Origin of the sequence: Cupriavidus sp. Agwp_2 (assembly GCF_040784895.1) — a bacterium.
In the GTDB taxonomy this organism is placed as follows: domain Bacteria; phylum Pseudomonadota; class Gammaproteobacteria; order Burkholderiales; family Burkholderiaceae; genus Cupriavidus.
The window spans coordinates 1,889,105-1,915,848 of sequence record NZ_CP088084.1 but is presented as its reverse complement, the minus strand read 5'-3'; the positions used below and the strand labels follow the sequence as shown (position 1 = coordinate 1,915,848).

Below are 26,744 nucleotides of genomic sequence, written 5' to 3'. Positions count from 1 at the left end.
GGTATAGCGGGATGCCGCCGGGTAGTGGGGGGCGCGGCAGCTAGTCGGCCTGCCGGCCGCGCGCCGCATGTTAAGCGCGTGCCCCCGCGTCCGGCAAGACTCATGGCGACACCTTCGGCAAATCTGTGGCAGAACTTGAGCACAGACTTACGGGGGGTAGCGCCTGCGCCGCTTTCAGGCGTCTGTCGGGGCCGGCGGTGGTGCCTGGGGGAGTGCGCCAGGCATGGCCAGCGTGGCCTGCGCCTCTTCGCGCAGCCACGCCAGCAGCAGCAGCCGGCGCGTGTCGTTCTCGAACGGCGCCGGCGACAACAGATGGTACGCCGATCCATCCGGCGTGAAGCCGAACGGAGCGGCCAGGCGCCCGTCGGCGATCTCGTCGGCGGCCATCAGCCGGGAAGCCATGGCCCAGCCGAGCCCTGCGGCAGCGGCCTGCAGGCTCAGGTAGAAGTGCTCGTACCAGGCATCGCCCTCGAACCTGGCGGCTTGCGCCGCGGGGCCGGCCGCCGCCAGCCAGCGTTGCCACGCATCGGGCCGGGTGCGCGTATGCAGCCGTGCCGGCACGGCTGCGGCGCCCTGGGCCAGCAGCGGGCGGCAGACCGGCCCGACCCATTCCTGCGCCACCTCGCGCGCATGCCAGCGCGCCTCAAAGGCGAAATCATTGCGCCGCAGCGCCAGGTCGGCGCCACTGCGCGCGAAATCGATCGGCCCGCCGGCCGCCATCAGGTGCAGCGGGATGTCGGGGTGGCGTGCGGCAAACCGCGGCAACCGCGGGATCAGCCAGCGCATCGCCACGGTCGGCTCGCACGACAGCACCAGCGCGCGGCCAGGCGGCTGGGTGCGGATGCGCGCGGCGGCGCCGGCCAGGATCTCCATCGACTGCGAGGCGGCGGCAAACAGCGTGCGCCCCGCCTCGGTAAGGAAGACGCCTCGGTTGCGCCGCTCGAACAGCGCCACGCCGAGCGTGTCCTCCAGCTGGCGGATCTGCCGGCTGACCGCGCCGTGGGTCAGGTGCAGCTCCTCGGCCGCGCGCACGAAGCTCTCGTGCCGTGCGGCAGCCTCGAAGAATCGGATCCAGCCCAGCCAGTGCATCGGGGTTTTCAGTCAGTTTTTCTCACGGATTTGCGCGAGTATATATCGGTTGTGGTGGCCCGTTGCCGCACGCAGAATTGGGTACGTTTTGGCCCGCCGGCCAAGAGCTAGTGCGGTAATCCTGCCTCAACCACAACGTAATTTCACAGAAAATGATTCCAGTCGCCGAATCGCTGGCGGTCGCCGCCGTGACCGTGCTCGCGGTGGTCAGCCCCGGCCCGGACTTCGCCATGGTGACCCGCAACAGCTACCTGTACGGCCGCCGCGCCGGGCTGCTCAGTGCCTCCGGGATCGCGCTGGGGGTTCAGGTCCATGTGCTGTACACGATGTTCGGCGTGGCGCTGCTGATGGCGCACGCGCACGGCGTGCTGACGGTTGTGAAGGCGCTGGGCGCGGCCTACCTGGTGTGGATCGGCGTGCAGACACTGCGCCGGCGCGCGCCGCTGGCGGTCGACCTGCACGGCGCGCCGGCACTGCGTCCGGCCGCGGCCTTGAGGATGGGCCTCCTCACCAATGCGCTGAACCCGAAATGCACCCTGTTCGTCGTCAGCACCTATACGCAGGTGGTGGATGCGCATACCCCGGTGCCGGTGCAGTTCGGCTATGGCGGGTTCATGTCGCTGGCGCATCTGGCGTGGTTCAGCCTGGTGGCCTGTGTGTTCACCGCGCCGGCGCTGCGGGCGGCGATGCTGCGCCGGCAGCGGCTGCTGGACGGCGCCATCGGCTCGGCACTGTGCGGGCTGGGGGTGGCGTTGGGGCTCAGCAACCTGGCGTAGCGGCGGGCCGGGCCAGGGGCCACGCCTGCCGCACGAGATGCTCCGCGCCCTGCGGTCCCAGTCGGCTCTCGAACAGCACCAGCCGCTGCACCGGCCAGGGGTCGCTGGCGAGCATGCGCTGTTGATCGAGCCAGGCGCGCAACACGGCCTCCGGCACCGTCGGGCGGCAGCGTGCCAGGGTCAGGTGTGGATGGTAGCGGCGGCGTTCCGGTTCGATCCCGGTGGCCTGCGCCAGCGCCTGCCCCACCGCGGCGTGCAGCGCACGCAGCGCGTCCAGCCCGGGACCCGGCGCGAGACCAGCCCACAGTACGGCCCCCTGGCCGCTGCGGAAGCGGCCAGTGCCCGCAGCCTGCAGCGTAAAGGCCGGCACCGCGAGTCCGTCGAGCGCCGCGTTCATCTGCGCCTCGGGTACGCCGCATTCGCCCAGGAATTGCAGCGTGAGATGGACCTGCTCGGCCGGCACCGGGCGCAGGCCGCTCGTCGACGGCAGGGTCGACAGTAGCCGCGCCGCCTGCGCGGGCGGGACTTCCACGGCAAAAAACAGGCGCGGCATGGCGTCGGCTCAGCCGCCCGCGGGGCCGGCGCCCTCGCGCCGCAGCAGCGCGCGCTTGCGCTCGATGCCGCCGGCGTAGCCGGTCAGCGCGCCGGCGGTGCCGAGCACGCGATGGCAGGGCACGACCACCGACAGCGGGTTGCGCCCCACCGCGCCGCCGACCGCGCGCGCGTGCGTCGGCGGCAGTCCCAGGGCGCGGGCGAGTTCGCCGTAGGACGCCGTCGCGCCACATGGGATGGCCTGCAGCGCCTGCCAGACGCGCTGCTGGAACGGGCTGCCCGCGAAGCGTACCGGCACCGTAAAGGCGTCGCGATTGCCGGCGAAGTATTCGGCCAGCTCCTGCGCGGCGCGCTCGAGCACCGCCGCTTCCTGCGGCGACGCGTCACCGGTGGCCCCGGCCATGTTGGCGGGGTAGTACTTCTGCCCCGCGAAAAAGACGCCGGTCAGGTACGTCCCTTCCGCGCGCAGCAGCATGGTGCCCAGGGGGCTGTCGATCTGGCGATAGCTGCTCATGTCATGGTCTCCGGTTCGCGCGCGACGGGCGCGGCGGGCGCGTCCTTCATGGTCTCATAGCGATGCCACAGGTGGACTGCCGCATAGGCGCGCCACGGCGCCCACTGCGCGGTGCGCACCTGCATCGCGCGGACGGTGTCGACGCCCAGCACCTTGCGCAGCGCGTAGTCGGTGCCGGGAAAGGCGTCGGGCCAGCCGAGCGCGCGCATGGCGACGTACTGCGCGGTCCAGTCGCCGATGCCGTCGATGGCGCGCAGCGCCGCGACGGTCGCTTCCGGCGGCGCATGCGCGTCAAGCGCGAGCGTGCCGTCGGCCACGCATTGCGCCAGCGCCTGCAGCGTGCGTGCCTTGCCCGCCGGCACGCCGGCGTCGCGCAGCTCCTGCAGCGGCATGGCGACGATGGCGGCGGCACTCGGGAACAGGAAGCGCAAACTGCCGGGCAGTGCCTCGGGCAGCGCTTCCGCCGACGCCACGCGCTGTGCCATTGCGGCCAGGATGCGGCGCGCATGCACGACCGGGATGACCTGCCCCACCACCGCACGCACGGCAATCTCAAACCCGTCGACACTGCCCGGCAGCCGCATGCCCGGCATGGCCTGCGCAAGCTCGCCGAGGTGCCGGTCGACCACATCGGGACGGCAGCCCAGGTCGCACAGCCTGCGCACCTTGCCCAGCGCCTGCGGGATCGCACGCGCCAGCGATGCCGACAGGGTCACGCGCAACACCATGCGGCGCGGCCCATGCTCGATGCGAACCCAGCCCGCATACACGGTGCCGCCCGCCTCCACGCGCAGCGTGCGCGCATAGGCGCCGTCGCGGATCTCTTCGATGCCATCCACCGCGCGCGTGGCCAGGAAGCCCAGCAGCGCCTCCCACGCCAGCGGCGGCCGGTAGCCCAGTTCGAACACCAGCCGGTCGCCCACGCCATCGGTGGCGCGCCGGCGCAGCGCGAGCGGGGTCAGGCCGTAGCGCGTCTTCAGCACATCGTTGAAGCGGCGCACGCTGCCGAAGCCCGCCGCCAGCGCCACCTCGGTCACCGGCAGCGCAGTGTCGGCCAGCAGGCGCTTGGCCAGCAGCAGCCGCTGCGTCTGCGCATATTCCAGCACCGAGACGCCGAACTGCGCATCGAACAGGCGCCGCAAATGCCGCTCGGTCACGCCGATGCGCGCGGCCAGCCCGGTGACGCTGCCTTCGGCCATGAAGCCTTCGTCGATCAGCGTGGCAGCGGCCTGCGCGAGCCGGCCCGAGATATCGGCCAGCCCGTGGCCCGGCGCAAGTTCGGGGCGGCAGCGCAGGCAGGGACGGAAGCCGTGCTTCTCGGCGGCGGCGGCACTTTCATAGAAGGTGCAGTTCTCGCGCCTGGGGGTGCGTACCGCGCACACCGGCCGGCAGTACACGCCGGTCGAGGACACGCCTACGAAGAAGCGCCCGTCGAAGCGGCGGTCATGCGACGCCACGGCCTTGTAGCAGGTATCGGGATCGAGGTTCATGCTGGCATGCTACCGCTTCGGCAACCTGGGCACCGGCTGGATTCGGACATTTCCCTCTGGCGTGCAGAGGTGGGCTGCGGCACAGTTCCGGGTACGGGCGGCGGCTAGAATTGCGCTTTACGCCACTGCCCTGTATTCATCACCCGGCAGCCAGCCCACACCGGAGACGCCATGCGCCGTTTTGCCCTGCACCTGTCGATGCTTGCCTCGCTGGCCCCGCTGCCTGCGCCGGCGCAACCCGTGCAGCCGGTGCCTGCGGCATCGCCTTCGCTGGTGCGGCAGGTCGCCACCGTGGAGGGCATCACCGAATACCGCCTCCCCAACGGCCTGCGCATCGTACTGGCGCCGGACGCGGGCAAGCCCACCACCACGGTCAACATCACCTACCTCGTGGGCAGCCGCCACGAGAACTACGGCGAGACCGGCATGGCCCACCTGCTCGAGCACCTGCTGTTCAAGGGCACGCCGTCGCTGCCGGGCAAGGCCATCCCGACCGAATTCGCGCGGCGCGGCATGAGCGTCAACGGCACCACCGCGCAGGACCGTACCAACTACTTTGGCACCTTTGCCGCCAGCGACGAAAACCTCGACTGGGCGCTGCGCATGGAAGCGGACCGCATGGTCAACAGCGTGCTGTCCAAGGCCGATCTCGACAGCGAGATGACCGTGGTGCGCAACGAGATGGAAATGGGCGAAAACAGCCCGTCGCGCATGCTGATGCAGCAGACCATGTCCGCCGCGTACCGCTGGCACAACTATGGCAAGGCGCCGATCGGTGCGCGCAGCGATGTCGAGAACGTCAGCATCGACAACCTGCGCGCGTTCTACCGGCGCTACTACCAGCCCGACAACGCGGTGCTGGTGGTGGCGGGCAAGTTCGATCCCGCCGCCACGCTGGCGCGCATCGAGCGCTACTTCGGCCCGATTCCACGCCCCACGCGCGTGCTGCCGCCGGAGCACACCGTCGAACCGCCTCAGGAAGGCGCGCGCGAACTGGTCATCATGCGGCCTGGCGACAACAGCCTGGTGGCTGCGCAATACCATGTCAGCCCCGGCGCGCATCCGGACACTACCGCCTTGTCGATGCTGACCATCATCCTCGGCGACACGCCCGGCGGGCGCCTGTACAAGGCGCTGGTCGAGCGCGGCCAGGCCGCTTCGATCGGCACCGCGTTCTATTCGATGAAGGATCCCGGCACGCTGCTGGTCATGGCGGAAACCTCCAGGGACCAGTCGCTTGCGGCCGCGCGCGCAGGCCTGATCACGCAGGTGGAAGGCTTTGCCGAGGCCCCCGTGACCGAAGCCGAACTGGAACGCGCGCGCGTGCGCATGCGCAATGCCTACGACCACTACATGAGCGATCCGGGCGCGCTTGGCATCGCCTTGTCCGAGGCCATCGCCAAGGGCGACTGGCGGCTGTTCTTCCTGAACCGCGACCGCATCGAGACCACCACGCTGGCGGACGTGCAGCGCGTGGCGCAGAACTACCTGCAGTCGTCGAATCGCACCGTGGGCCTGTTCGTGCCGTCCGCGCAGCCCAGCCGCGTGCAGGTACCCGCCAAGCCGGATGTCGCCGCGATGGTCAACGGCTACCAGGGCAAGCCCGCGCTGGCCGCGGTCGCGCCGTTCGACCCCAGCCCCGCCAATATCGAGGCGCACACCACGCGCCAGACGCTGGCCAACGGCATGCAGCTGGCCCTGCTGCCCAAGCCGGCGCGCGGAGAGGTGGTGCACGGCGTGCTGGTGCTGCGCATGGGCGACGTGCAGAGCCTGCAGGGACTGACTACGGTCGGGACGCTGACCGCGTCGATGCTGCGGCGCGGCGCCGGCGGCCTGGACCGCCAGCAGATCGCCGACCGCATCGAGTCGCTGCGCGCGCGCGCCAGCATCGGCGGCAGTTCCGAGCGCGTGACCATCAGCTTCGAGACGCGCCGGGCCCAGTTGCCCGAGCTGCTGGCACTGCTGCGCGAGATCCTGCGCGCGCCTGACTTCCCTGAAGCCGAATTCGAGACGCTGCGAAAGACCAGCATCGCTGATATCGAAAGCATCCAGAGCCAGCCGGGCGTGATGGCGTCGAATGCGCTCGGCCGCCACGGCGACCCCTATCCGGTGGGCGATCCGCGCCACGCGCGCAGCATTGCCGAGAATATCGCCGACCTGCGCGCGGCCACGCTGGCGCAGGTGCGGGATTTCCATGCGCGTTTCTATGGCGCGGGCCATGCGCAGCTGAGCCTGGTCGGCGACTTCGACGCGCCGGCCACTGCGGCGCAGGCCGCGCAGCTGTTCGGCGACTGGACCGCGGCGCAGCCGTATGCACACGTCGACCGGCCATTCGTGCCGATTCCGCCGGCCGAGTTCATGCTGCCCGCGCCGGGCAAGGCCAATGCCGTCTACGTGGCCGCTGCGCCTATCGACCTGACCAGCGACTCGCCGGACTATGCGCTGATGATGATCGCCAACCGCGTGCTGGGCGGCGCCAGCCTGCGCAGCCGGCTGGCCGACCGCCTGCGCCAGCAGGAAGGGTTGAGCTACGGCGCCAGCAGCTGGGTACAGGTGGGCGCGCTCGACCGCGCCGGCCGTTTCGGGTTGCAGGCGCAATACGCACCGCAGAACCTCGCGCGCTTGCAGCACGCGGTCGCCGACGAGCTCGAGCGCTTTACGCGCGATGGCATCACCGCACCGGAACTGGCCGAAGCGGTCAGCGGCCTGCTGCAGCAGGGGACGGTCAGCCGCAGCAACGACGCGGCGCTGGCGGGTACGCTTGCCAACCAGCTCTACCTCGGCCGTACCATGGCCTTCACTGCGGAACTCGAAACGCGCTTGCGCGCGGCGACAAGGGAATCGGTCAATGCCGCCATCCGGCGCTATATGCAGGCGGGCGGCCTGTCCCGCGTCTATGCGGGCGACTTCAGTGGCGCGCCAGCCGCGCAGCCGACTCAAGCACGCGATGCGGCCCGAGGCAGCCAGGCAGGCGCCAGTGCGAACACCGAAGCCGCGGGCGCCACGCCGGCCGCGCAGCCCTGACATATCCGGGAAACAAAATTCGGCTGCACTGGCGGAATGCGCAAGACCGCTTTGGGCAGCGTTATGCTGCCCAAGCGGCCAGGCTAACGGCCGGGCGCGGCAAGACCAGCCGGGCAAGCCTGCCACGGTGCATGGCCCTTGCCGCGACCCCGGGTTGACTGTATATTCGTACAGTATAAGTCGATATAAGAGGTGTGGATGTCAATCGTGCGAGCTGGCAGCAAGGCAGAAGCGCTCCGGCTTCTGGCCTCGGAAGACGTGCTGGCGCTGGAGCTGGACTACGAGACGGGCTGGCAGGATGCGGTCGAACTCGGCAGGCTCGGAGAAAAGCGCGGTATCAAGGTGCAGTATCGCGGACAGGAAAGTATTGCCGTCCGCTCCCGCGAAGCCCTGATCGAAGGGCTCGCCAAACCCAAGGGCACGTTCCGCCAACGCAATCTCTATTGCCAGTTCGATCTCGGCACGCTGGCGGACCATGAACTGCTCGAACTCGAAGCCAAGGCCACGCGGCTCGGGGACTACATTCTCGCCGGCCACCTGCTGCGCGATGTCGACGGGGTGTGGCCGCAGCAATAAGCGACCAGATCAGCGCCGCAACCAAAAATAAAGGCCGCCATGCCGGCGGCCTTCGACCTTCACATCGCACGCGGTGCGATCAGTGCCAGACCCGCGTCGCGTTGGCCCATCGCGCGGCGCACGATTGCGTGGCGGCAGCAGCGGCCTCGGCCGCATCCTCGGCTTCGGTGAGCTGGCCGGCATCGGCCAACGACATCTGCGCAGCGTTGTCCAGTGCCGTGCGCCACATGACAGCCGACACCAGCGTCTTGCATTGCCGGCGTTCGCCATGCGCGAGGGCCAGCAAGCGCTCGTAGCCCTCCATCACGATCAGGCGGTCGCCGCGGCACGGCTGCAGTTGCAGCGTGTACAAGTGATCGCACTCGCATTGCAGGATGCCGCCGCTGACCGCCAGCACGATCGCGCCTGGCAGCGCGATACCGCTGGCCTGCACCTCGCCACGCAAGCGCGCCAGGTGCGCTTGCGCACGCGGGTCGCTGGCCTGCGTCCCCTGCGCCATATTGGCCGGCACCGCGCCCAACGCCATCAGCTCAGCGGGCGATACCGCCAGCGTATACGCCTGCAATGCAGGGCGATAGGTCGCCACCACCGCGCGCAGGCGGTGCGGGGTGTCAACGTCACGGCCTGCCGGACCGCGATCCTGCCAATCGTTCATGCCGACTCCTGCCACACCGGGCCGTTGCATGGTCAGTCGCGCAGCAGCTGCTTGGCGATGATGATCTGCTGGATCTGCGTGGTGCCTTCATACAGGCGCAGCAGGCGCACGTCGCGGTAGAAGCGCTCGGCCTTGTACTCGGCGATATAGCCGGCGCCACCGTGGATCTGCACCGCGCGATCGGCCACGCGGCCCACCATCTCGGTACAGAACATCTTGGTGCAGGAGGCCAGCATGCTGACTTCCGGATCGCTCTTGCCGGCGGGCTTGGCATCGTAGCGCTGCGCGCAGTCGCGCACCATCGACAGGCCGGCATAGAGCTCGGCCTGGCTGTCGGCCAGCATGGCCTGGATCAGCTGGAAGTCGCCGATGGGCTTGCCGAACTGCTTGCGCTCCTTGGCATAGGCCACCGCGTCGCTGATCAGGCGATGCGCCATGCCGCAGGCCAGCGCCGAGATATGCAGGCGGCCGCGGTCGAGCACCTTCATCGCGGTCTTGAAGCCCACGCCCGGCACGCCGCCGATGATGTTGGCCGCCGGCACGCGCACGTTTTCCAGCACCACGTCGCAGGTCTTGGTGCCTCGCTGGCCCATCTTCTTGTCTGGCTTGCCCAGCGAGATGCCCGGGGTGTCGGCCGGCACGATAAAGGACGAGATGCCCGAGGCGCCCGGACCGCCGGTACGCGCCATCAGCGTGAAGGCGCCGGCGCGCGGTGCGTTGGTGATAAAGCGCTTGGTGCCGTTGATGACGTAGTGGTCGCCGTCCAGCTCGGCCTTGGTCTGCAGCGAGGCGGCGTCGGAGCCGGCGTTCGGTTCGGTCAGCGCAAACGAGATGATCAGCTCGCCGCTGGCGATGCGCGGCAGGTAGCTTTGCTTCTGCTCCTCGGTGCCATCCATCAGGATGCCCTGCGAGCCGATGCCGACGTTGGTGCCGAACACCGAGCGGAAGGCAAAGGCGGTGTGGCCGAGGTCGTACACCACATCGCATTCCTGCGACATCGACAGGCCGATGCCGCCGTAGTTCTCGGGAATGGAGATGCCGAACAGGCCCATCTCCTTCATGTCCGCGACGATCTCGGCCGGGACGTCGTCGGTCTCTTCCAGCGTGTCCTCGGCGGGCTTCAGGCGTTCATCGATGAAGCGCTGCACCGAGGCGCGCAGCAGGGCAAAGGATTCTTGGTCAAGGGCCATGAGGATTCTCCGGGTCAGGCGGTACGTCTGTCTGGCCGACATGGTACGCCGGCCATGCGATTTGACAATCCACTGCGGATTGGACAGAAGCGTCAATATAATTTGACAATCTTCCGGTGTCAGTTCCACGTCACTGCCAGCAGCCCGGCCAGGCCGAAGGCCAGTGCAGCAAGTGCGTCGCCGGCGATCAGGCCCCCGCCCAGCAGCGACGCGGTGCTCATGTCCTCGGGCAGCGCCTGCTGCGCACGCCTGGCCCCGGGCCTGCGCCTCACCATGGCGCCGCCGATACTGGCCACCACGCCACCGGCGGCCATCCAGCCTGCCGCCGCCAGGTTAACAAAGCCGCCAAAGGACGATGCATAGGGCGACGGCAGCAGCACTGCATCGAGCACAAAATCCGCCACCCTGCCCCGCCGGCCCGATTGGGCGAAGCGCTGCCATGCCGGCCCGCCCAGGACCAGCTTGCGCAGCACTGCCGTGGCCAGCCCCAGCGCCAAGCCGAGCGCCACCGCGGCGTGCTGGGCGGCGCGTGGCTGCGCCAGCCCGTGCAGCACGCCGACGATCTTGTAGGTCATGGCCGAGGTCCAGCGCGCCGGCTGCTGGTCTGCCGGCAGCCGGGTCTGGTCCAGCGCCAGCACCGGGTACGCATGCATGAACAGCCGCGCCATCGCCACGGCCACCAGCGCCCCCACCACGATGCCAGCGACCTGGTAGCCGAACTGCACCATGCGGTCGCTGCCCAGCCGCCAGCCGGTGGAGCGGTCCTGCTGCATGTCGCTGGCTTCAGCGGTCGCCACCAGCAGCACGGTCGCCGCGATCAGGCCCACGTGCGGCGCGCGCAATCCGGCCGCGGCCATCAGGATCACCGTCAGCACGAAGGCGGACGAGATCGGGTTCTGGTCGACCATGCCGACCGAGATGCCGTTGACCAGCGCGAACACCAGCACCAGCAGCACCGCCATCAGCTGGAAGCCCAACGGCTGGCCGAACCACATCACGCCGGCGGCGACCGTGGCGGCTCCCCAGAGCAGCGCCCACGCGGCCACCCATGCCATGCCGGGCCCGCGCCGTGACGGCGCCGCCTGTCCCGACCGGCCGCGCCACTGGCGCCACGCCTGCCCCAGCAGCAGGGCGACATCGAGCGCCGCCGCGCCCATGATCATGCCGAGCGCCACCAGGAAGGTGGCCTTGCGGTACGGTTCGCCGGGCGCGAGCCACCCCACTGCGACGAACCACGGCGTCAGCGCCCAGCCGACCAGGCCGCCTACCAGCGCGGCAATGCCGATGCGCGCCCCGACGATCATGCCGGCGCCGAAAGTTGCCGCGGACAGATCCAGCGCAGCCAGCCACGGCACGCGCGCGGCGCCCAGGCCACTGGCCAGCCCCAGCGCCATGCCGCCGCCCAGCCGGGCCACCGAGCGACGCAGCAGCGCCGGGTCGGTCAGTGCGCGCAGGATATTGGCTACCGCCAGTCCCGACGGGAACGTCAGCTGCATCCGGTCTACCAGCAGCGGCGTGTACAACATGCCGATGCCTACGCCGTACATGCCGATGCACAGCATGTAGAGCACCAGCTGCCACAGCGGCGGCTGCGCCAAACCCAGCCATGCCATCGCCTGCAACACCACCGCCATCCCGCCCATGCCCGCTACCGACGCCGCCGCGGTCTGGATGTAGTTGGCACCGTGCCTGCCCGGCGCGCCATAGCCGGCGGTCACTACAGAACCAAGTATGCCCGCCAGCACCTGGCCACCGACAAAGAATCCCAGCGAGAAATTCATATAGGCCGCGGCAATGCCGCCGAGCGGCCCCAGCACCAGCATGCCGGCCGCGCCCAGCAGCGCGTGGTAGCGCCAGCTGCCGGCAGGGGGCAGCCAGCTGGCGCGGGGCACGGCATCAGTGGGCAGGATCGGCATGGCGAAGGCTAGGCAGTAGCGGGTGCGCTCTGCGAAGCATAGGCCACGGCATGGGGTGAGCGACGTGCGACTTGTCTCCTTTTCCGTAGGAAAGCCTCGGAGCCCGAGCAGCCAATCGGGTAAACACTAGTTTCGTGCGCAACCATCTGATATATAGTTGCGCACACAACCAATTACATCGAGCGAGACCCAGCCATGCCAGACTCCACCGCCCCGCACGCGGCCGTGCCGCCGGCACCGCCTCCTGTTACGCGGCGCCCCTGGCCGCACCACGTACCCGTGCTGATTGCCGGCGGCGGCCCGGTCGGGCTGGCGCTGGCGGCGCTGCTGGCGCGCTACGGCATCGCCACGCTGGTGGTCGAGGCCGACGCTGGCTACTGCGCCGGCAGCCGCGCCATCTGCATGTCGCGCCGCTCGCTCGAGATCCTGGGGTGGGTCGGCGCGGACCAGCAAACGGTCGAAACGGGCCTGCCCTGGGTGGGCGGACGCAGTTACTACCGCGACGCCGAGGTGCTGCACTTCCGCATGCCAAGCGAGTCGGATGAGCGCTTCGCGCCGATGGTCAACATCCAGCAGTACTACCTCGAAGCCTTCGCGCACGAAGCCTCGCTGCGGGGCGACACGCCGGCCGACGTGCGTTTCGGCGCGCGCGTGCGCACGGTGCGACCGCATGACGGCGGCGTGGTGGCGGAAATCGAGAGCGCCGGCGGCGTGGTGCAGGTCGACGCACAATGGCTGGTGGCCTGCGACGGCGGCCGCAGCACGGTGCGCGAGCAACTGGGCCTGCGCATGGAAGGCACGCAGTACGAGGGCCGCTACGTGATCGTCGACATCGTGCAGAAGACCCCGCGCGAGGTGGAGCGGCTGGCGTGGTTCGACCCGCCTTCGAACCCGGGCTCGACCATCCTGATGCACCGCCAGCCCGACGACGTCTGGCGCATCGACTACCAGATCCGCGACGACGAGGACCCTGAGGAAGCGGTCAAGCCGGAGAACGTGCTGCCGCGCGTGCAGAGCCACCTGGACATGATCGGCGAAACCGAGCCCTGGCAGCCGCTGTGGATCTCGATCTACAACGCCAAGTGCCTGACGCTGCAGGATTACCGCCACGGCCGCGTGCTGTTCGCCGGCGACGCCGCGCATCTGGTGCCGATCTTCGGCGTGCGCGGGCTTAATTCGGGGCTGGACGACGCCGGCAACCTGGCGTGGAAGCTGGCCGCGGTAGTGCGCGGTCAGGCCGCGGACAGCCTGCTCGACTCCTATTCGGTCGAGCGCGTCCACGCCACCCGGCAGAACATCGCCTACGGTGCCAAAAGCACCGAATTCATGGCGCCTCCCGACTTTGCCTTCCGCCTGATGCGCGAGGCCACGCTGCGGCTGGCGCAGGGCGACACCGCGGTGCGTTCGCTGATCAACCCGCGCCAGTCGGCTCCGATTGCCTATGCCGGTTCGCCGCTGAATGGTGCCAGCGACTTCGGCGCCGACTGCCCCGGCGCCGCGCCCGGGCTGCCGGCTCCGGAAGCGCGCGTCGCCAGCGCGGAGGGCATCGCCCACCTGACGCAATGCTTCGGGCAGCGCTTCACGTTGCTGTACTTCGGTGATTCGCCGACGCTGCCGGCAACGCTGGCCGCACTGGTGCAAGCCCATCCGCAAACGCTGCAGGCGCGCGTGGTCGTCAGCGGCACCGCCATCCCCGCGGACAACGCGCTCGCCGATGTCGCCGGCCAGGCGCAGGCGCGCTACGGCGCCTGCTCCGGCGCCCTCTACGCGATCCGCCCCGACGGCTACGTGCTGGCGCGCTGGCGCGATCCCGCGTGGGACGACGTCGCCGCGACCCTCGCCCCCCTGATGCAAACCCCGCAATCCCAACCGGCCGGAGCCCGCCATGCAAGCTGATGATCTCGACCTCGCCTATACGCGCCTGTGCGAGGCCATGGGCCGCACCGGCGAGGAACGTTCGCCGCTGCTGCTGGCGATGGTGTGCCTGGGGTTGATGAGCCGGCAGGAAACACTGGCACCGGTGCTCGCACTGATCGACGAGGCGGAGGCGCGCAGCCAGGCGTAGGCACTACAATGCCCACGCCCGACCGGACATCGCCATGAAACCACTGCCACGCCTGGAACAGTTCCTGACCTACCGCCTGCACCAGGTCAACAAGCTCAGCGACAAGGACAGCGCCGCCGCCTACCTGGAGCAATGCGGCCTGCTGCTGAGCGAGGGCCGCTGCCTGGCCGCGATCGGCGCGTTCGCGCCGCTGTCGGTCAACGCGCTGGCGCAGCGTGCCAACCTGACCAAGGGCCAGGCCAGCCGCTCGGCGCAGGCGCTGGTGGAACGGGGACTGGTCAGCAAGGAAGCCAGCGCCGCCGATGGCCGCGGCGTGGTGCTGGCCCTGACCGCGCAGGGCAAGCCGCTGTACCGGCAGGCGATCGCGATGATCGCGCGGCGCAATGACGAGATCTTCGGCTGCCTGAGCGAGGCGGAACAGGCGCTGCTGGGCAGCCTGCTCGACCGGCTGGTGGCGCACGCCGCCCAGCAGGACGGCGCGGCGGACAGCGACGAGGCCTAGCGACCCAAGCCTAGCGCCGCAGGCCGTCCACGTGCGTGCGCGCACCGTCGCGGCGCGCGGCTTCGGCGACCTCATTGCTGACCACGGTCTGGCCGATCGGCGCCAGCGCGATGCCGGCCAGCTTTAGGTGCTGGATCGCGAACGGGATGCCGATGATGGTGACGAAGTTCGCGACTGCCGCCATCACGTGGCCGATCGCCAGCCACACGCCGGCAAACACAAACCACAGCACATTGCCGACCAGCCCGAAGGCGCCGGTGCCGACATCGTCGCGCCCGGTCAGCTCGCGCCGGCTGATGGCCTGCTTGCCGAACGGGAAGAAGGTGAAGCTGCCGATCACGAAGCAGGCCTTGCCCCACGGAATGCCGACGATCGAGATAAAGCAGAGCAGCCCGGCCAGCCACCATGCCAGGCCCATTACCACGCCGCCGAGGATGAACCAGAGGAAGTTGCCGATTGCACGCATGCCAGCCTTTTGGGTGTGAGCAGGAGAGGACACCGATGATACGCGCGGCGCCGGAGCGTACCCGTTTCTGCGTGCCGCGCCAGGACGTGCGAAATGGCGGCGCGCGGGCCTCTGCATGCCCCGTGCGCGCCTCTCGAACGCGCGGCTTCCGCAAGGCAATCGCTGCTGCCAGCCGCTCCCGGCGCGGCTCGCAGCTGCAAAGCGTACCCGTTTCTGCGTGACTGGTTTTGGCCGGCGCCGGGCGTGGCAGCGTTCGGCAAGGTCGCGATGGCGGCGCTAGAATGTGACGCCCGCCGGCCATTTGCCCGGCATCCCGCGATCCGGGAATGCCGGGCGGCCCGGCGCGGCCATCCCCTTCGCAACCCTCACGCTTTTCGCACGCCACGCGGCGCGTCACACCGTTCTCTCCGCCATGAAACCCACGCTGCTGATCCTGACCCAGGTCGCTCCGCACCATCGCGACGCCATCGCCGAACAGTTCGAGATCGTCTACGCGCCCGATGCCGAAGGCCGCGCCGCGCAGATCGCCACCCAAGGCGCGCGCATCCGCGCGGTGCTGACGATCGGCTCCACCGGCCTGACCGCCGCAGAGATCGACGCCATGCCGGCGCTGGAACTGGTGTGCGCGCTCGGCGCCGGCTTCGAGAACATCGCCGTGGCCCACGCCCGCGCGCGCGGCATTGCCGTGGCCAATGGCGCCGGCACCAACGACAGCTGCGTCGCCGACCACGCGCTCGCGCTGCTGCTGGCGACGGTGCGCGGGCTGCCCCAGCTCGACGCTGCTACCCGCGCCGGCACCTGGCGCACGGCGCTGCCGCTGCGGCCCAATGTCTCGGGCAAGCGCATGGGGATCGTCGGGCTGGGCACCATTGGCCGGCGCATCGCCCGGCGCGGCGAGGGCTTCGACCTGGAGATCGGCTACCACAACCGCAAGCCGCGCGAGGATGTGGGCTACCGCTATTTCGACAGCATCGGGGCGCTGGCCGACTGGGCCGATTACCTGGTGATCGCCACGCCGGGCGGCGGCGCGACACGCCATCTGGTGGACGCCGCCGTGCTGGCGGCGCTGGGGCCGTCGGGCTTCCTGGTCAATATTGCGCGCGGCAGCGTGGTCGATACCCAGGCGCTGGCGGCGGCGCTGCGCGCCGGTACGCTCGGCGGCGCCGGGCTGGACGTCTATGAAAGCGAGCCGGCGCCGCCGGTGACGCTGTTCGACTGCCCCAACGTCGTACTGACGCCGCACATGGCAGGCTGGTCGCCCGAGGCGATCACGGCGTCGGTGGTGCAGTTCCTGGAGAATGCGCGCCGGCATTTTGCCGGCGAGGCGCTGCTGACACCTGTGGCTTGACGCCGGTACGCTGACGGCTGGACCTCAGGCGGCCGGAAATGCGACCCTGACGCGCAGCCCCGGCCGCGCGTCTTCGAGCGCCACGCGCGCCCCATGCGACTGCGCGATCTCCGCCACGATCGCCAGGCCCAGCCCGCTGCCGCCGGTCGGCGCATCGGGCACGCGGTAGAAGCGGTCGAACACGCGTTCGCGTTCCTCAGCCGGAATGCCGGGGCCGTTGTCGCGGACCACCAGCTCGACCGAGCGTCCGTCGCCCGCGCGTGCCACCTGCACGTCGATGCGGCTGCCGGCCGGGATATAGACCAGCGCGTTGTCCAGCAGGTTGGTCAGCAGGATGCGCAAGGCATCGGCATCGCCACGCACGATGGCCGGCGCCACGTCGGCCTCGGCATCCGCGTCCGCGCCGGCGTCCACGCCCAGGTCGATATCACGATCCAGCGCGGCCTGGGCCAGTTCCGCCACCACGCCGGTGGCCAGTGCGCGCAGGTCGACCGGCTCGCGCGGTGGCGTGGCCGCCCCGGGTTCCTGCCGCGCCAAAGTGAGAAGCTGCGTGACCAGGTGGGTCAGCCGCTCCAGCCCCTGGCGCAGCTTCGCCACTGCCTCGTCACGTGCCGCGCCGCTGTCGGCGCGCTCGACCAGCTGGGCCTGCAGCTGCAGCGCGGCCAGCGGCGTGCGCAGCGCGTGCGCCGCGTCGGCCACGAAGGCGCGCTGCGTGTCGATGGCGTGCGAGAGCCGCGCCAGCAGCTGGTTCAGCGCGGCGCTGAGCGGCGCGATCTCGTCCGGCATCTGCCGCAACGCAAGCGGCTCCAGCGTGGTGGCGTCGCGCGCGCGCACTTCGGCGGCGATCTCGCGCAACGGCCGCAGGCCGCGCCCCACGGCCATCCAAACCAGCCAGCCCAGCAATGGCAGCAGCAACAGCAGCGGCGCCACGGTACGCAGCGCCATGCGCGCGGCCAGCGTGCGGCGCGCGCTCATCGGTTGCGCGATCTGCACCACGGTGGGCCCCAGCTGCATGCTGTACAGCCGCCATTCGCCCTGCTGCGTGGTCACGTTGGAGAAGCCCAGCTCGGCGCGCGACGGCAGCGCCGCGTGCGAATGCGACAGGTAAAGGCTGCGCCCCGAGCCGTCCCAGATATGGATGACGACGTCCTCGTCGGCATGCGAGAGGTCGCCGGGCGAGCCGATAAAGGGCGGCACCACCGGGTCGGCAAACTGGCTCGGCAGCGCCGCGGCCATCTGCTTCATCTGGTAATCGAACAGCGCATTGGCTTCCTGGCGTGCCTGGCCGTAGATGAGCGCGGTGGCGATGGCTATGCCGGCGAGCAAACCCGCGGCCAGCCACCACAGCAGCGTTCGCTGGATGGAGCGCATCAGCCGGGCTCTCCCTCGCCATCCAGGCGCGGCACCACGTAGCCCACGCCACGGATATTGCGGATCAGCGCGGCGCCGAACTTCTTGCGCAGCGCGTGGATATAGACCTCGACGGTATTGCTGCCCACCTCGTCGTCCCAGCCGTACAGGCGCTCCTGCAACTGCGGCACCGACCACACCTTGCCCGGCCGCGACATCAGCGCCGAGAGCAGCGCGAACTCGCGCGCCGACAGCCGCACCGGCTCGCCGCGGTGCGTGACCTCGCGCGTGGACGGGTTGAGCACGATCTCGCCATTGGCCACCAGCGGCTCGGCCCGCCCCGCGGCGCGGCGCGCGAGCGCGTGCATGCGCGCGGCCAGCTCCTGCAGGTCGAAAGGCTTGACCAGGTAGTCGTCAGCCCCGGCATTGAGGCCCGCGACGCGGTCGGCTACCGCGTCGCGCGCGGTCAGGATCAGCACCGGCGTGGGCACGCCGCGTGCGCGCAGCGTGCGCAGCACGTCCAGCCCCGAGCGGCGCGGCAAACCCAGATCGAGCAGCACCAGGTCGTAGCAGGCCTCGCCCTCCTGCGACGACGTGGCCGCGGCCAGGCCCGCGTCGCCGTCGCGCACCCAGTCGACGGTAAAGCCCTCCTGCCGCAGCGCCTGCCTGACGCTGTCGCCAATCATGGCGTCGTCTTCCACCAGCAGCACGCGCATGGCTAGGCGGTCCCCGCCTCGCGATCCAGGCGGTCGGCCAGCGCCCGCGCCAGCCCCGGCAGCGCCGGGTGGCGCGCGGTGATGACGTGGACCGGCACGTCTTCGAGCCAGCCGCGCATGCGGCCCTTGGCGACGAAGCGCTCGGCGAAGGTGGAGGCCTGCAGCGCCGGCACGAAGCGCGGCAGGATGCCGCCGCCGAGATAGACGCCGCCGCGTGCGCCCAACACCAGCGCGATATCGGCCGCGACCGAGCCCAGCAGCCCGAAGAACGCCGTCATGGCCCGCTGGCACAGCGGGTCGTTGCGCTGGAAGGCGCCGTCGGTGACCTGCTCCGGCAGCAGCGGCGCGAGCAAAAGCGTACCCGTTTCTGCGGCCAGCGCGGCATGGATCTGCGACAGCCCCGCGCCCGACACCAGCCGTTCCGCGGATACGCGCCCGACCTGGCGATGGGCCGCGCGCCACGCCACCCATTCATCGTCGGTGGCCGGCATCAGCTCGATATGGCCGCCCTCGCCGGCCAGCGCCACCATCTGCCCGCCCGGCGCCGGCACCAGCCCCGACACGCCCAGCCCCGTGCCCGGTCCCACCAGCGCCAGCGGCGCGGTCGGGACCGCGGTGCCGGCGCGCACCTGCGCCAGGCCGTCCGCCGGCAGGTGCGGCAAGGCCAGCGCCAGCGCGGTGAAGTCGTTCAGCGCCAACAGCGTCTGCAGGCCGAGCGAGCGGCGCATGCCGTCGACCGAGAAGGTCCAGTTGTGGTTGGTCAGCCTGACCTGGTCGCCGGTAACCGGGTTGGCCAGCCCGATCGCCGCATGGCGCGGCATGGGCTTGCCGGTGCCGGCCAGACCATCCAGGAACTGGCGCAGCGCGGCTTCGAGCGAGGGAAAATCGGCGACCTTGAGCGCGGTCACCGGGCCGATCTGCATCGGCGCGGTCTCCAGCGCGAAGCGCACGTTGGTGCCACCGATATCGCCAAGCAGGCGCGGGAAGGTGGCGGTCGCGGGTGTGGAGGCGGTGTCAGCCATGGCGTCGGTCTCGTCCCCTTCAGGAATTCAGGAATTCAGGAATTCAGAATCAGGCCTTGAACACGTCGAACCCGTGCCGGTGGCGCGACGCCACCAGGCTCACCGGCAGCGCCGGCGTCGGCCCCTGCAGCGCGCGCTCCAGCACCCTGGCCTTGGCTTCGCCAGTGACCGCCAGGAACGCGCGTTCGGCCGCCAGCAGCGCGGCCAGGTTCAGCGTGATGCGCGCATGCGGCGCGGCGCCCGGGTGCACCAGCAGGTAGGCGGGCTGCGGGTCGCTCAGCGCGTCCTGCAGCTCGGGTGCGTCCGGGAACAGCGACGCGGTATGGCCATCCTCGCCCATGCCAAGCACCACCACGTCGGGCTGGCGGAACGCGCGATTCGCGCGCGCCACCGCCGCGGCCGGGTCGGCCACGTCCTGCCCATCGGCCACCAGCGGAATGAAGGCGGCACTGCCGGCGGCCTCGCGCAGCAGGTGCGCCCGCACCAGCGCGGCATTGCTGTCGGGGTGGTCAGGCGGCACCACGCGCTCGTCGACCAGCGTCACCGTCACCGCTTCCCATCGCAGCGGGCGGTAGCGCAGCCGCTCGAACATCGGCACCGGCGAGCGCCCGCCGGAGACCGCCAGCACCGCCCAGCCGTTGACGCGGATGGCGAGCTCGAGCGCATTGCTGATCGAGATGGCCAGGGCCTCGGCCTGGTCCATCGGGGTGGGATGTTCGAACAGGCGCATGTCGTTTCCTCTGGTTCAGGCTTCTTCGTGCCACAGCGCGCCGTCGCGCGACATCAGCGCCGACGACGCGGCCGGGCCCCAGGTGCCGGCGGTGTAAGGCTTGGGCGGGACCGTGCTCGCTTCCCAGGTATCGATGATGGGCTCGACCCAGCGCCACGCCTGCACCTGCTCGTCGCGGCGCACGAACAAACCCAGCCGGCCGCGGATCACGTCCAGCAACAGCCGCTCGTAGGCGCCGGCGCGGCGCACCTTGAACGAGTTGGCGAAGTCGAGGTCGAGCGAGGTCGGCGTCAGCTCGAGCGTGTCGCCGGGCTGCTTGACCAGGCAGTACAGCCGGATGCTTTCCTCGGGCTGCAGCTGGATCACCAGCCGGTTCTGCGGCGACAGCGTCAGCGGGCGCGGGAAGATCGCGTGCGGCACGTCGCGGAAGTGGATCACGATCTCGGCCACGCGCGCCTGCATGCGCTTGCCGGTGCGCAGGTAGAACGGCACGCCTTCCCAGCGCCAGTTGGCGATCTCGGCCTTGATCGCGACAAAGGTTTCGGTACGGCTGTCGGGCGCGATGCCGGCCTCGTCCGTGTAGCCCGGCACCGGCTTGCCGCCGATGGCGCCGGCGCGGTACTGGCCGCGCACGGTTTTCTCGGCGACGTCCTGCGGCGTGATCGGCTTGAGCGCCTTCAGGATCTTGATCTTCTCGTCGCGGATGGCGTCTTCGGAGAGGCTGGCCGGCGGCTCCATCGCCACCATGCACAAGAGCTGCAGCAGGTGGTTCTGCACCATGTCGCGCAGCGCGCCGGTGTGGTCGTAGAAATCGCCGCGCGTTTCCACGCCGAGCTCTTCGGCGATCGTGATCTGCACGTCCTGCACCCACTCGCGCCGCCACAGCGGCTCGAACAGCGCATTGCCGAAGCGGATCGCCATCAGGTTCTGCACCGACTCCTTGCCGAGGTAATGGTCGATGCGATAGATCTGCTCCTCGGCAAAGTAGTTGGCCACCGCCGAGTTGATCGCCTCGTTCGATTCGAGGTCATGGCCCAGCGGCTTTTCCAGCACGATGCGTACGTTAGGCGCCGTGCGGGTGTTGAGGCCCGTACGCGCCAACTGCTCGCAGATCGACACGAACAGGTCCGGCGCGGTGGCGAGATAGCACACCACCACTTCGGGCTTGCGCGACAGCACCTTGTCGGCCAGCGCATCGAAATGCGCCGGCACGCGTGCGTCGGCCTGCACGTAGATGATGCGCTGGCAGAACCTGTCCCATGACTCAGGCGGCGCATGCGCCAGCGCGGGACGCACGGTCTGTTCCAGGGACGCCAGGTAGTCAGCGGTCGACAGCGGCTGGCTGCCGGTGGCGAGAATGCGCGCCGCCGGATTCAGCAGGCCGGCGTGATGCGCATCGAACAGGGAAGGCAGCAGCTTGCGCCGCGCCAGGTCGCCGGTGCCGCCGAACAGCACCATGTCGAAATCAGGCATGCTCACCCTGCGCTCCTTGAGGATTCGAGTTGTCGCGGCCATCGCGCGATGGCGGGCCGTGTTGCGGCCAGTTTACGTGAGTCGCTACGGCTTGGCGAGGCAAGCGTACCCATTTCTGCGTGGATCGCCTGGGGCGGCGCGGGACGCCCTGCGGCGTGCAGCGACCCGCAAAGTGCGCTAGGCTGAAAGCTCCCCCGCAGGAGAACCCCATGCCACGTCATCCAGTGCTCGAGCGGGTCACCGCCCGCATCGTCTCCCGCAGTGCCGCCACCCGCCAGGCGTATCTGGACCGGACCCGCGCCATGGCCGGGCAGAAAGTGGAACGCGCCCAGCTTTCGTGTACCAACCTGGCCCACGCTGTGGCCGCGATGCCTGACGAAGCCAAGATCCGCCTGAAGGCCGACGAGCGCCCCAACCTGGCGATCGTCTCCGCCTACAACGACATGCTGTCGGCGCACCAGCCGCTGGCGGCCTATCCGCAGTGGATCAAGGAGGCTGCGCTGGAGGCCGGCGGCACCGCGCAGTTCGCAGGCGGCACGCCGGCGATGTGCGATGGCGTGACGCAGGGCCAGGACGGCATGGACCTGTCGCTGTTTTCGCGCGACGTGATTGCGCTGGCCGCGGCCGTGGCGCTGTCGCACCAGATGTTCGACGCCGCGCTGTACCTGGGCGTGTGCGACAAGATCGTGCCGGGACTCGTAATGGGCGCGCTGTCGTTCGGCCACCTGCCCGCGGTGTTCGTGCCGGGCGGGCCGATGACCACCGGCATCAGCAACGATGAAAAGGCGCGCACGCGCCAGCTTTACGCCGAGGGCAAGATCGGGAGGGAAGCACTGCTCGAAGCCGAGACCCACTCCTATCACGGCCCCGGCACCTGCACCTTCTACGGCACCGCCAATTCCAACCAGATGCTGATGGAAATGATGGGGCTGCACCTGCCGGGCACCGCCTTCGTCAACCCCGGCACGCCGCTGCGCGAGGCGCTGACGCGCGAGTCGGCGCGCCAGGCGCTCAAGCTGGTGCATGGCGGCGAGCGCTACACGCCGGTGGCCGAAGTGCTGGACGAACGCGCCTTCGTCAACGGCGTCGTCGGGCTGCTCGCCACCGGCGGCTCGACCAACCACACGCTGCACCTGATCGCGATGGCGCGCGTGGGCGGCATCGTGCTGGGGTGGGACGATTTCGATGAGCTGTCGGCGGTGGTGCCGCTGCTGGCGCGCGTGTACCCCAACGGCAAGGCCGACGTGAACCAGTTCCAGGCCGCCGGCGGGCTGCCGGTGGTGATCCGCGGGCTGCTGTCGCTGGGACTGCTGCACGACGACGTGACCACTATCTTCGGCCGCGGGCTGGAGGACTACACACGCGAGCCCGTGCTGCGCGACGGCAAGCTCGGCTGGATCGACGGCCCGGCCGCGCCGCTTGACGACAGCATCGTGCGCGGCGCCGGCCAGCCGTTCTTGCCGGACGGCGGCATCAAGGTGCTCGACGGCAAGCTGGGCCGCGCGGTCATCAAGACCTCGGCGGTCAAGCCCGAGCACCAGGTGGTGCAGGCGCCGGCGATCGTGTTCGAACGTCAGGACGACGTGCTGCACGCGTTCAAGCGCGGCGAACTGGAGCGCGACTTCGTCGCGGTGCTGCCGTGGCAGGGCCCGGCCGCTTGCGGCATGCCCGAGCTGCACAAGCTGACGCCGACGCTGACGGTGCTGCAGGACCGCGGCTTCCATGTGGCACTGGTCACCGATGGGCGCATGTCGGGTGCATCGGGCAAGGTGCCGGCGGCGATCCATGTCTGTCCCGAAGCGCTGCGCGGCGGCGCGCTCGCGCGCGTGCGCACCGGCGACATGATGCGCGTGGACGCGCCCGCGGGCGTGCTCGACGTGCTGGTGCCGGAAGACGAATGGCGCGCGCGCGAGGCCGCCAACCCCGACCTCAGTGCCAACCGGCACGGCGTTGGCCGCGACCTGTTCGCGTCCTTCCGCTGCAACGTGAGCACCGCCGAAAGCGGCGCCTGCACGCTGTTTTCCGACGAAGGCAACGCCGCCTAGCCGAGCCGCTGCACCGGCTGGCGCGGCGCGGCGCCGGCGGTGCGCGCGTGCGCCGCAGGCGCCGACGCGGACGCCGGTGCCGACGCCGGTGCCGGCGCGCCCTCGGACACCTTCACGGCGCCCGGCACTGAGCCCGCACCCGGCACGTGCAACTCCTGGATCGGCACCGCCAGCTTGCTGCCCGCTTGCTCCAGCACCTGCTTGATGCGCTCGTAGAAGGCGAAGCGCACGTTCCAGTAGTCGTCATTCGAGGTCCAGTAGCGCACGTTCAGCGTGATGCCCTGCTGCGTGTAGTTGACCACCATGGCCTCGGGGCGCGGCTCGGACAACAGGCGCGGCTCGCGCGCCAGCATCCCGCGCAGTGCTTCGAGGCTGTGCTGCACATCGCTGTCGAACGTCACCGTGGCCTCGATATCGGCGCGGCGCGTGGCGTTTTCGCTGTAGTTGGTGATGGCGCTGCCCCACAGCTTGCCGTTGGGCACGCGCAGGCAGACGCCATCGAAAGTGGTCAACTCGGTCATGAACAGGCCCGTCTCGCGCACCGTGCCCGCCACGCCCTGCGCATCGATGTACTGGCCGACGCGGAACGGCCGCAGCAGCACCAGCATGATGCCCGCGGCAATGTTCTGCAGCGTGCCCTGCAACGCCAGGCCAATGGCGAGGCCGGCCGCGCCCAGCATGGCGATGATGCTGGCGGTCTGTACGCCGAACTGCGACAGCACCAGCACGATGGTCAGCACGCGCACCATCCACTGCAGTGCATTGGCCAGCAGCGGCCGCATGGTCTCGTCCACGTGTGTACCGCTCAGCGCGCGCCGGGACGCGTTGGCCACGCGTCCGGACAGCCACCAGCCGGCGAGCAGGATCAGGATCGCGGCCAGGCAGTTCATGCCCTGGTTGATGGCGAACTGGACCAGGTAGGCCCAGCCCGCCTCCAGTTTGTTGGCATCGATGAAGTTCAGGTCCATGAGGCGACTCCGTTTGTGGTTTGTTGGTCTCGGCGGCGGCGAGCGTACCCGTTTCTGCGTGCTGCCCCCGGGAATGCGGTGTCTCATCGAGAGCCGATGACTATCAAAACTCCCCGGTAATTAGTGGCTTTTTAGCACCAGATGTCAGACGATCGCCGACAAAGGCGTGGCACGCGCCACAGTGGAGGTGACAGCCCAGGCGACAATTGGTTTCCCACGCAATCTGGAACGAGTGCGCGCGCCGCCGCGCCAGCCCTTATCCGGCAAGGGCTCGCGGCGAATCACACGGAGGGCGACAATGCCGCGCGCCAGGTGCCGGGCGTGACCCCGAACGCGACACGGAAACGGTGGCTCAGGTGGCTGGTCGAGCCAAAGCCGGCGCCACTTCGTTCAATCCAAGGCGCGGTTCGTCCAGCAGGTGACGGGCGCGCTCTAGCCGCGCCCGCAGGATCCAGGTAGACCGACAGGGTGTGGTAACCGGGATGGGCGTAGGCCGTGTCGTCGTCCCGGTTGCTCCACAGCGCCAGGCCCAGGCCGTCGCCCAGCACCGCGGCGCGCTCGAGCGAGGCGCGCGAGCCGGTGAGCGCGGCAAAGACCGCGTGGCGCTGGAGCGGGTCGGACGGGGCGGCCATCTGGCGGGGCGGATCGGCAGTGAGAGGTGTGTCGGGACGGAGCGTGGCGGCGACTTTCAGCGACGAAAGTTGGCGCGGAAGACCGCCGCACACCGCTGGACTATACCGCCGGCAGGGCGCCGCGGGTCACGCAGAAACGGGTACGCTTTGCAGGCTGCCCCGGCTTCAGAATGGCCGCAGCGGCGGATTTCAGGGCGGGCGGCTTGCCCGCCGACTTTCAGGCGACGTGTTCGTGCAGCCGGTCACGCGAGGCCAGCGCCGGGAAGAGCCGCATCCACACCGCCACCACCAGCAGCGTGCCGACCCCACCGAGGATCACGGCACCCACCGGGCCGAACAGCGCCGCGGTCACGCCGGATTCGAATTCGCCCAGCTGGTTGGAGGCGCCGATGAACACCGAGTTGACCGCCCCGACACGCCCGCGCATGTCGTCCGGCGTATCGAGCTGGACCAGCGTCGAGCGCACCACCACGCTGATCATGTCCGAGGCCCCCAGCACCACCAGCGCCACCATCGACAGCGGCAGCCATGTCGATACCCCGAACACCACGGTGGCGACGCCGAACAGCGCAACCGCGCCGAACATGATGCGCCCGGCGCGACGGTTCAGCGGGTGGCGCGCCAGCCACAGCGCCATCACCAGCGCGCCAACCGCCGGCGATGAGCGCAGCAGGCCCAGGCCCCACGGCCCGGTATGCAGGATGTCGCGTGCATAGATCGGCAGCAGCGCCACCGCGCCACCCAGCAGCACCGCGAACAGGTCGAGCGAGATCGCGCCCAGCAGCACCGGCCGGCGGCGGATATAGGCAAAGCCGGCAAACACCGTGCTCACGCTGACCGGTGCGGTCAGCCGCTGCGCGGCCTGGCGCAGCTTGATGCCGCTGACCAGCACCGCGGCGATGACGAAGAGCGTCGCGCTCAGCGCGTACACCACGCCGGGACCTGCCACGTAGGCAAAGCCGCCGATGGCCGGGCCGATGATGATCGCGGTCTGCCCTGCGGAACTGGCCAGCGCCACCGCGCGCGGCAGCTGGCGCGGCGTCACCACGCTGGGCAGCAGCGCCTGCAGCGTGGGGTTCTCGAACGCGCGCGTGGCGCCGATCAGCGCGACGAAGACAAAGATGTGATGGCTGTCGATCCAGCCGGTGAGGCTGGCCACGGCCATGCCGGCGGCCAGCAGCGCCTCGATCGACTGGCAGGAGCGCACGATGCGGCGCCGGTCAAAGCGGTCGGCAACGTGGCCGGACATCAGGATCAGCACCACCGACGGCAGGAACTGCACCAGCCCGACCATGCCCAGCATCAGCGGGTCGCGCGTCAGGTCGTACATCTGCCAGCCGACTGCCACGGTAAAGATCTGATAGCCGATGGTGGTGCACAAGCGGGCGAACCAGTAGCGGCGGAACGTGGCATCGCCGAAGACGCTATCCGGCTCGGCGGCCGGGACGGTGGCAGGGGAAGACATGAATTGCGAAAGGCGGGGTCAGACAGCGAGGGGGCGCCATGCAGGCGCCACAGCGATACCGAAGGCAAGCGCGGCCGCAATCGCGGCGGTGCAATCGCGACGGCAATCATGGCGGCAAGGCGACGGCATAAAGCCTCGATTTTACGGTGACCGCTGAATTAGTGCATACACATGCATGCG

At 69.9% G+C, this 26,744-nt stretch carries 24 protein-coding genes; 8 read left to right on the top strand and 16 right to left on the bottom strand.

Annotated features, from left to right (window positions below):
* Positions 1-174: 174 nt before the first annotated feature.
* Positions 175-1,089 carry a LysR family transcriptional regulator gene (locus LPA45_RS26380; RefSeq protein WP_317919686.1) on the bottom strand — a complete coding sequence of 305 codons (915 nt, stop codon included), beginning with the start codon at positions 1,087-1,089 and terminating at the stop codon, positions 175-177.
* Positions 1,090-1,241: 152 nt separating this feature from the next.
* On the opposite strand from LPA45_RS26380, the gene LPA45_RS26375 reads away from it, so the two are divergent.
* Positions 1,242-1,865 (top strand): LysE family transporter, encoded by a 624-nt coding sequence (locus LPA45_RS26375; RefSeq protein WP_317919685.1) that lies wholly within the window; start codon positions 1,242-1,244, stop codon positions 1,863-1,865.
* Here LPA45_RS26375 and thpR read toward each other — a convergent pair.
* The 3 genes from thpR to LPA45_RS26360 are packed head-to-tail and all read right to left on the bottom strand — an operon-like array spanning position 1,849 to position 4,421.
* On the bottom strand, positions 1,849-2,418 hold the full coding sequence (gene thpR / locus LPA45_RS26370) for an RNA 2',3'-cyclic phosphodiesterase (RefSeq protein ID WP_116319143.1): 570 nt from the start codon (positions 2,416-2,418) through the stop codon (positions 1,849-1,851). The two genes, LPA45_RS26375 and thpR, sit on opposite strands and share 17 nt — an antisense overlap.
* A 9-nt stretch (positions 2,419-2,427) precedes the next feature.
* On the bottom strand, positions 2,428-2,931 hold the full coding sequence (locus LPA45_RS26365) for a methylated-DNA--[protein]-cysteine S-methyltransferase (RefSeq protein ID WP_116319144.1): 504 nt from the start codon (positions 2,929-2,931) through the stop codon (positions 2,428-2,430).
* Positions 2,928-4,421: an AlkA N-terminal domain-containing protein gene (locus tag LPA45_RS26360; RefSeq protein WP_116319145.1), complete on the bottom strand. Its 1,494-nt coding sequence runs from the start codon at positions 4,419-4,421 to the stop codon at positions 2,928-2,930. Before LPA45_RS26360 ends, LPA45_RS26365 begins: the two co-directional genes overlap by 4 nt.
* A 171-nt stretch (positions 4,422-4,592) precedes the next feature.
* Between LPA45_RS26360 and LPA45_RS26355 the strand changes: the two genes are divergently transcribed.
* On the top strand, positions 4,593-7,445 hold the full coding sequence (locus LPA45_RS26355) for a pitrilysin family protein (protein WP_317919684.1): 2,853 nt from the start codon (positions 4,593-4,595) through the stop codon (positions 7,443-7,445).
* Positions 7,446-7,643: 198 nt separating this feature from the next.
* Positions 7,644-8,021: a hypothetical protein gene (locus tag LPA45_RS26350; protein WP_029045162.1), complete on the top strand. Its 378-nt coding sequence runs from the start codon at positions 7,644-7,646 to the stop codon at positions 8,019-8,021.
* Between the two features lie 79 nt (positions 8,022-8,100).
* Here LPA45_RS26350 and LPA45_RS26345 read toward each other — a convergent pair whose 3' ends face one another.
* From LPA45_RS26345 to LPA45_RS26335, 3 genes are all read right to left on the bottom strand, one after another.
* The gene (locus LPA45_RS26345; protein WP_116319149.1) at positions 8,101-8,676 is read right to left on the bottom strand and encodes a hypothetical protein; all 576 of its coding nucleotides are present in this window, start codon (positions 8,674-8,676) and stop codon (positions 8,101-8,103) included.
* Between the two features lie 32 nt (positions 8,677-8,708).
* Positions 8,709-9,866: an acyl-CoA dehydrogenase family protein gene (locus tag LPA45_RS26340; RefSeq protein WP_116319151.1), complete on the bottom strand. Its 1,158-nt coding sequence runs from the start codon at positions 9,864-9,866 to the stop codon at positions 8,709-8,711.
* 119 nt (positions 9,867-9,985) lie between these two features.
* Entirely contained in the window at positions 9,986-11,782 is a 1,797-nt protein-coding gene (locus tag LPA45_RS26335) for an OPT/YSL family transporter (protein WP_116319152.1), read from the bottom strand.
* 195 nt (positions 11,783-11,977) lie between these two features.
* Here LPA45_RS26335 and LPA45_RS26330 point away from each other — a divergent pair, with 195 nt between their 5' ends.
* Genes LPA45_RS26330 through LPA45_RS26320 form a run of 3 tightly spaced genes read left to right on the top strand, consistent with a single transcriptional unit; the run spans position 11,978 to position 14,349 of the window.
* Entirely contained in the window at positions 11,978-13,678 is a 1,701-nt protein-coding gene (locus LPA45_RS26330; RefSeq protein ID WP_317919682.1) for an FAD-dependent oxidoreductase, read from the top strand.
* The gene (locus LPA45_RS26325; protein ID WP_116319155.1) at positions 13,668-13,847 is read left to right on the top strand and encodes a hypothetical protein; all 180 of its coding nucleotides are present in this window, start codon (positions 13,668-13,670) and stop codon (positions 13,845-13,847) included. The genes LPA45_RS26330 and LPA45_RS26325 overlap by 11 nt, the downstream gene beginning before the upstream one ends.
* A 34-nt stretch (positions 13,848-13,881) precedes the next feature.
* Complete coding sequence (locus tag LPA45_RS26320) at positions 13,882-14,349, top strand: MarR family winged helix-turn-helix transcriptional regulator (RefSeq protein ID WP_116319157.1); 468 nt, start codon at positions 13,882-13,884, stop codon at positions 14,347-14,349.
* A gap of 10 nt (positions 14,350-14,359) precedes the next feature.
* Here LPA45_RS26320 and LPA45_RS26315 read toward each other — a convergent pair whose 3' ends face one another.
* Positions 14,360-14,815, bottom strand: a complete 456-nt coding sequence (locus LPA45_RS26315) for a YccF domain-containing protein (protein ID WP_116319158.1) — start codon at positions 14,813-14,815, stop codon at positions 14,360-14,362.
* Between the two features lie 412 nt (positions 14,816-15,227).
* Here LPA45_RS26315 and LPA45_RS26310 point away from each other — a divergent pair, with 412 nt between their 5' ends.
* On the top strand, positions 15,228-16,163 hold the full coding sequence (locus LPA45_RS26310) for a 2-hydroxyacid dehydrogenase (RefSeq protein ID WP_116319160.1): 936 nt from the start codon (positions 15,228-15,230) through the stop codon (positions 16,161-16,163).
* A 24-nt stretch (positions 16,164-16,187) separates the two neighbouring features.
* On the opposite strand, the gene LPA45_RS26305 is transcribed toward LPA45_RS26310, so the two are convergent.
* From LPA45_RS26305 to zwf, 5 genes are read right to left on the bottom strand one after another with little or no spacing between them, the layout of a single operon-like run.
* Positions 16,188-17,534, bottom strand: coding sequence for a HAMP domain-containing sensor histidine kinase (locus tag LPA45_RS26305; RefSeq protein ID WP_317919679.1), 1,347 nt, complete (start codon positions 17,532-17,534; stop codon positions 16,188-16,190).
* Complete coding sequence (locus LPA45_RS26300) at positions 17,534-18,229, bottom strand: response regulator transcription factor (RefSeq protein WP_317919678.1); 696 nt, start codon at positions 18,227-18,229, stop codon at positions 17,534-17,536. The genes LPA45_RS26305 and LPA45_RS26300 overlap by 1 nt, the downstream gene beginning before the upstream one ends.
* Positions 18,230-18,231: 2 nt before the next feature.
* Entirely contained in the window at positions 18,232-19,251 is a 1,020-nt protein-coding gene (gene glk / locus LPA45_RS26295; RefSeq protein ID WP_317919676.1) for a glucokinase, read from the bottom strand.
* 49 nt (positions 19,252-19,300) lie between these two features.
* On the bottom strand, positions 19,301-19,981 hold the full coding sequence (gene pgl, locus LPA45_RS26290) for a 6-phosphogluconolactonase (RefSeq protein ID WP_317919674.1): 681 nt from the start codon (positions 19,979-19,981) through the stop codon (positions 19,301-19,303).
* A gap of 15 nt (positions 19,982-19,996) precedes the next feature.
* Positions 19,997-21,454 carry a glucose-6-phosphate dehydrogenase gene (gene zwf, locus LPA45_RS26285; protein ID WP_116319170.1) on the bottom strand — a complete coding sequence of 486 codons (1,458 nt, stop codon included), beginning with the start codon at positions 21,452-21,454 and terminating at the stop codon, positions 19,997-19,999.
* A 209-nt stretch (positions 21,455-21,663) separates the two neighbouring features.
* On the opposite strand from zwf, the gene edd reads away from it, so the two are divergent.
* On the top strand, positions 21,664-23,499 hold the full coding sequence (gene edd / locus LPA45_RS26280) for a phosphogluconate dehydratase (RefSeq protein ID WP_116319172.1): 1,836 nt from the start codon (positions 21,664-21,666) through the stop codon (positions 23,497-23,499).
* Here edd and LPA45_RS26275 read toward each other — a convergent pair.
* From LPA45_RS26275 to LPA45_RS26265, 3 genes are all read right to left on the bottom strand, one after another.
* Complete coding sequence (locus tag LPA45_RS26275) at positions 23,496-24,467, bottom strand: mechanosensitive ion channel family protein (protein WP_317919671.1); 972 nt, start codon at positions 24,465-24,467, stop codon at positions 23,496-23,498. The genes edd and LPA45_RS26275 overlap by 4 nt on opposite strands.
* 281 nt (positions 24,468-24,748) lie before the next feature.
* Entirely contained in the window at positions 24,749-25,099 is a 351-nt protein-coding gene (locus tag LPA45_RS26270) for a hypothetical protein (RefSeq protein ID WP_317919669.1), read from the bottom strand.
* Positions 25,100-25,316: 217 nt separating this feature from the next.
* On the bottom strand, positions 25,317-26,564 hold the full coding sequence (locus LPA45_RS26265) for an MFS transporter (RefSeq protein WP_116319176.1): 1,248 nt from the start codon (positions 26,562-26,564) through the stop codon (positions 25,317-25,319).
* Positions 26,565-26,744: the final 180 nt, after the last annotated feature.

What these genes read in the sequence shown, in the direction of transcription:
- LPA45_RS26360 (WP_116319145.1), bottom strand. Translation starts at nt 4,421, where the DNA reads ATGAACCTCGATCCCGATACCTGCTACAAGGCCGTGGCGTCGCATGAC.
- LPA45_RS26365 (WP_116319144.1), bottom strand. Translation starts at nt 2,931, where the DNA reads ATGAGCAGCTATCGCCAGATCGACAGCCCCCTGGGCACCATGCTGCTG.
- LPA45_RS26330 (WP_317919682.1), top strand. Translation starts at nt 11,978, where the DNA reads ATGCCAGACTCCACCGCCCCGCACGCGGCCGTGCCGCCGGCACCGCCT.
- LPA45_RS26305 (WP_317919679.1), bottom strand. Translation starts at nt 17,534, where the DNA reads ATGCGCTCCATCCAGCGAACGCTGCTGTGGTGGCTGGCCGCGGGTTTG.
- thpR (WP_116319143.1), bottom strand. Translation starts at nt 2,418, where the DNA reads ATGCCGCGCCTGTTTTTTGCCGTGGAAGTCCCGCCCGCGCAGGCGGCG.
- LPA45_RS26345 (WP_116319149.1), bottom strand. Translation starts at nt 8,676, where the DNA reads ATGAACGATTGGCAGGATCGCGGTCCGGCAGGCCGTGACGTTGACACC.
- LPA45_RS26335 (WP_116319152.1), bottom strand. Translation starts at nt 11,782, where the DNA reads ATGCCGATCCTGCCCACTGATGCCGTGCCCCGCGCCAGCTGGCTGCCC.
- LPA45_RS26375 (WP_317919685.1), top strand. Translation starts at nt 1,242, where the DNA reads ATGATTCCAGTCGCCGAATCGCTGGCGGTCGCCGCCGTGACCGTGCTC.
- pgl (WP_317919674.1), bottom strand. Translation starts at nt 19,981, where the DNA reads ATGCGCCTGTTCGAACATCCCACCCCGATGGACCAGGCCGAGGCCCTG.
- zwf (WP_116319170.1), bottom strand. Translation starts at nt 21,454, where the DNA reads ATGCCTGATTTCGACATGGTGCTGTTCGGCGGCACCGGCGACCTGGCG.
- LPA45_RS26300 (WP_317919678.1), bottom strand. Translation starts at nt 18,229, where the DNA reads ATGCGCGTGCTGCTGGTGGAAGACGACGCCATGATTGGCGACAGCGTC.
- LPA45_RS26325 (WP_116319155.1), top strand. Translation starts at nt 13,668, where the DNA reads ATGCAAGCTGATGATCTCGACCTCGCCTATACGCGCCTGTGCGAGGCC.
- LPA45_RS26355 (WP_317919684.1), top strand. Translation starts at nt 4,593, where the DNA reads ATGCGCCGTTTTGCCCTGCACCTGTCGATGCTTGCCTCGCTGGCCCCG.
- LPA45_RS26265 (WP_116319176.1), bottom strand. Translation starts at nt 26,564, where the DNA reads ATGTCTTCCCCTGCCACCGTCCCGGCCGCCGAGCCGGATAGCGTCTTC.
- LPA45_RS26275 (WP_317919671.1), bottom strand. Translation starts at nt 24,467, where the DNA reads ATGGACCTGAACTTCATCGATGCCAACAAACTGGAGGCGGGCTGGGCC.
- LPA45_RS26310 (WP_116319160.1), top strand. Translation starts at nt 15,228, where the DNA reads ATGAAACCCACGCTGCTGATCCTGACCCAGGTCGCTCCGCACCATCGC.
- LPA45_RS26350 (WP_029045162.1), top strand. Translation starts at nt 7,644, where the DNA reads ATGTCAATCGTGCGAGCTGGCAGCAAGGCAGAAGCGCTCCGGCTTCTG.
- LPA45_RS26340 (WP_116319151.1), bottom strand. Translation starts at nt 9,866, where the DNA reads ATGGCCCTTGACCAAGAATCCTTTGCCCTGCTGCGCGCCTCGGTGCAG.
- LPA45_RS26270 (WP_317919669.1), bottom strand. Translation starts at nt 25,099, where the DNA reads ATGGCCGCCCCGTCCGACCCGCTCCAGCGCCACGCGGTCTTTGCCGCG.
- LPA45_RS26380 (WP_317919686.1), bottom strand. Translation starts at nt 1,089, where the DNA reads ATGCACTGGCTGGGCTGGATCCGATTCTTCGAGGCTGCCGCACGGCAC.
- glk (WP_317919676.1), bottom strand. Translation starts at nt 19,251, where the DNA reads ATGGCTGACACCGCCTCCACACCCGCGACCGCCACCTTCCCGCGCCTG.
- LPA45_RS26315 (WP_116319158.1), bottom strand. Translation starts at nt 14,815, where the DNA reads ATGCGTGCAATCGGCAACTTCCTCTGGTTCATCCTCGGCGGCGTGGTA.
- edd (WP_116319172.1), top strand. Translation starts at nt 21,664, where the DNA reads ATGCCACGTCATCCAGTGCTCGAGCGGGTCACCGCCCGCATCGTCTCC.
- LPA45_RS26320 (WP_116319157.1), top strand. Translation starts at nt 13,882, where the DNA reads ATGAAACCACTGCCACGCCTGGAACAGTTCCTGACCTACCGCCTGCAC.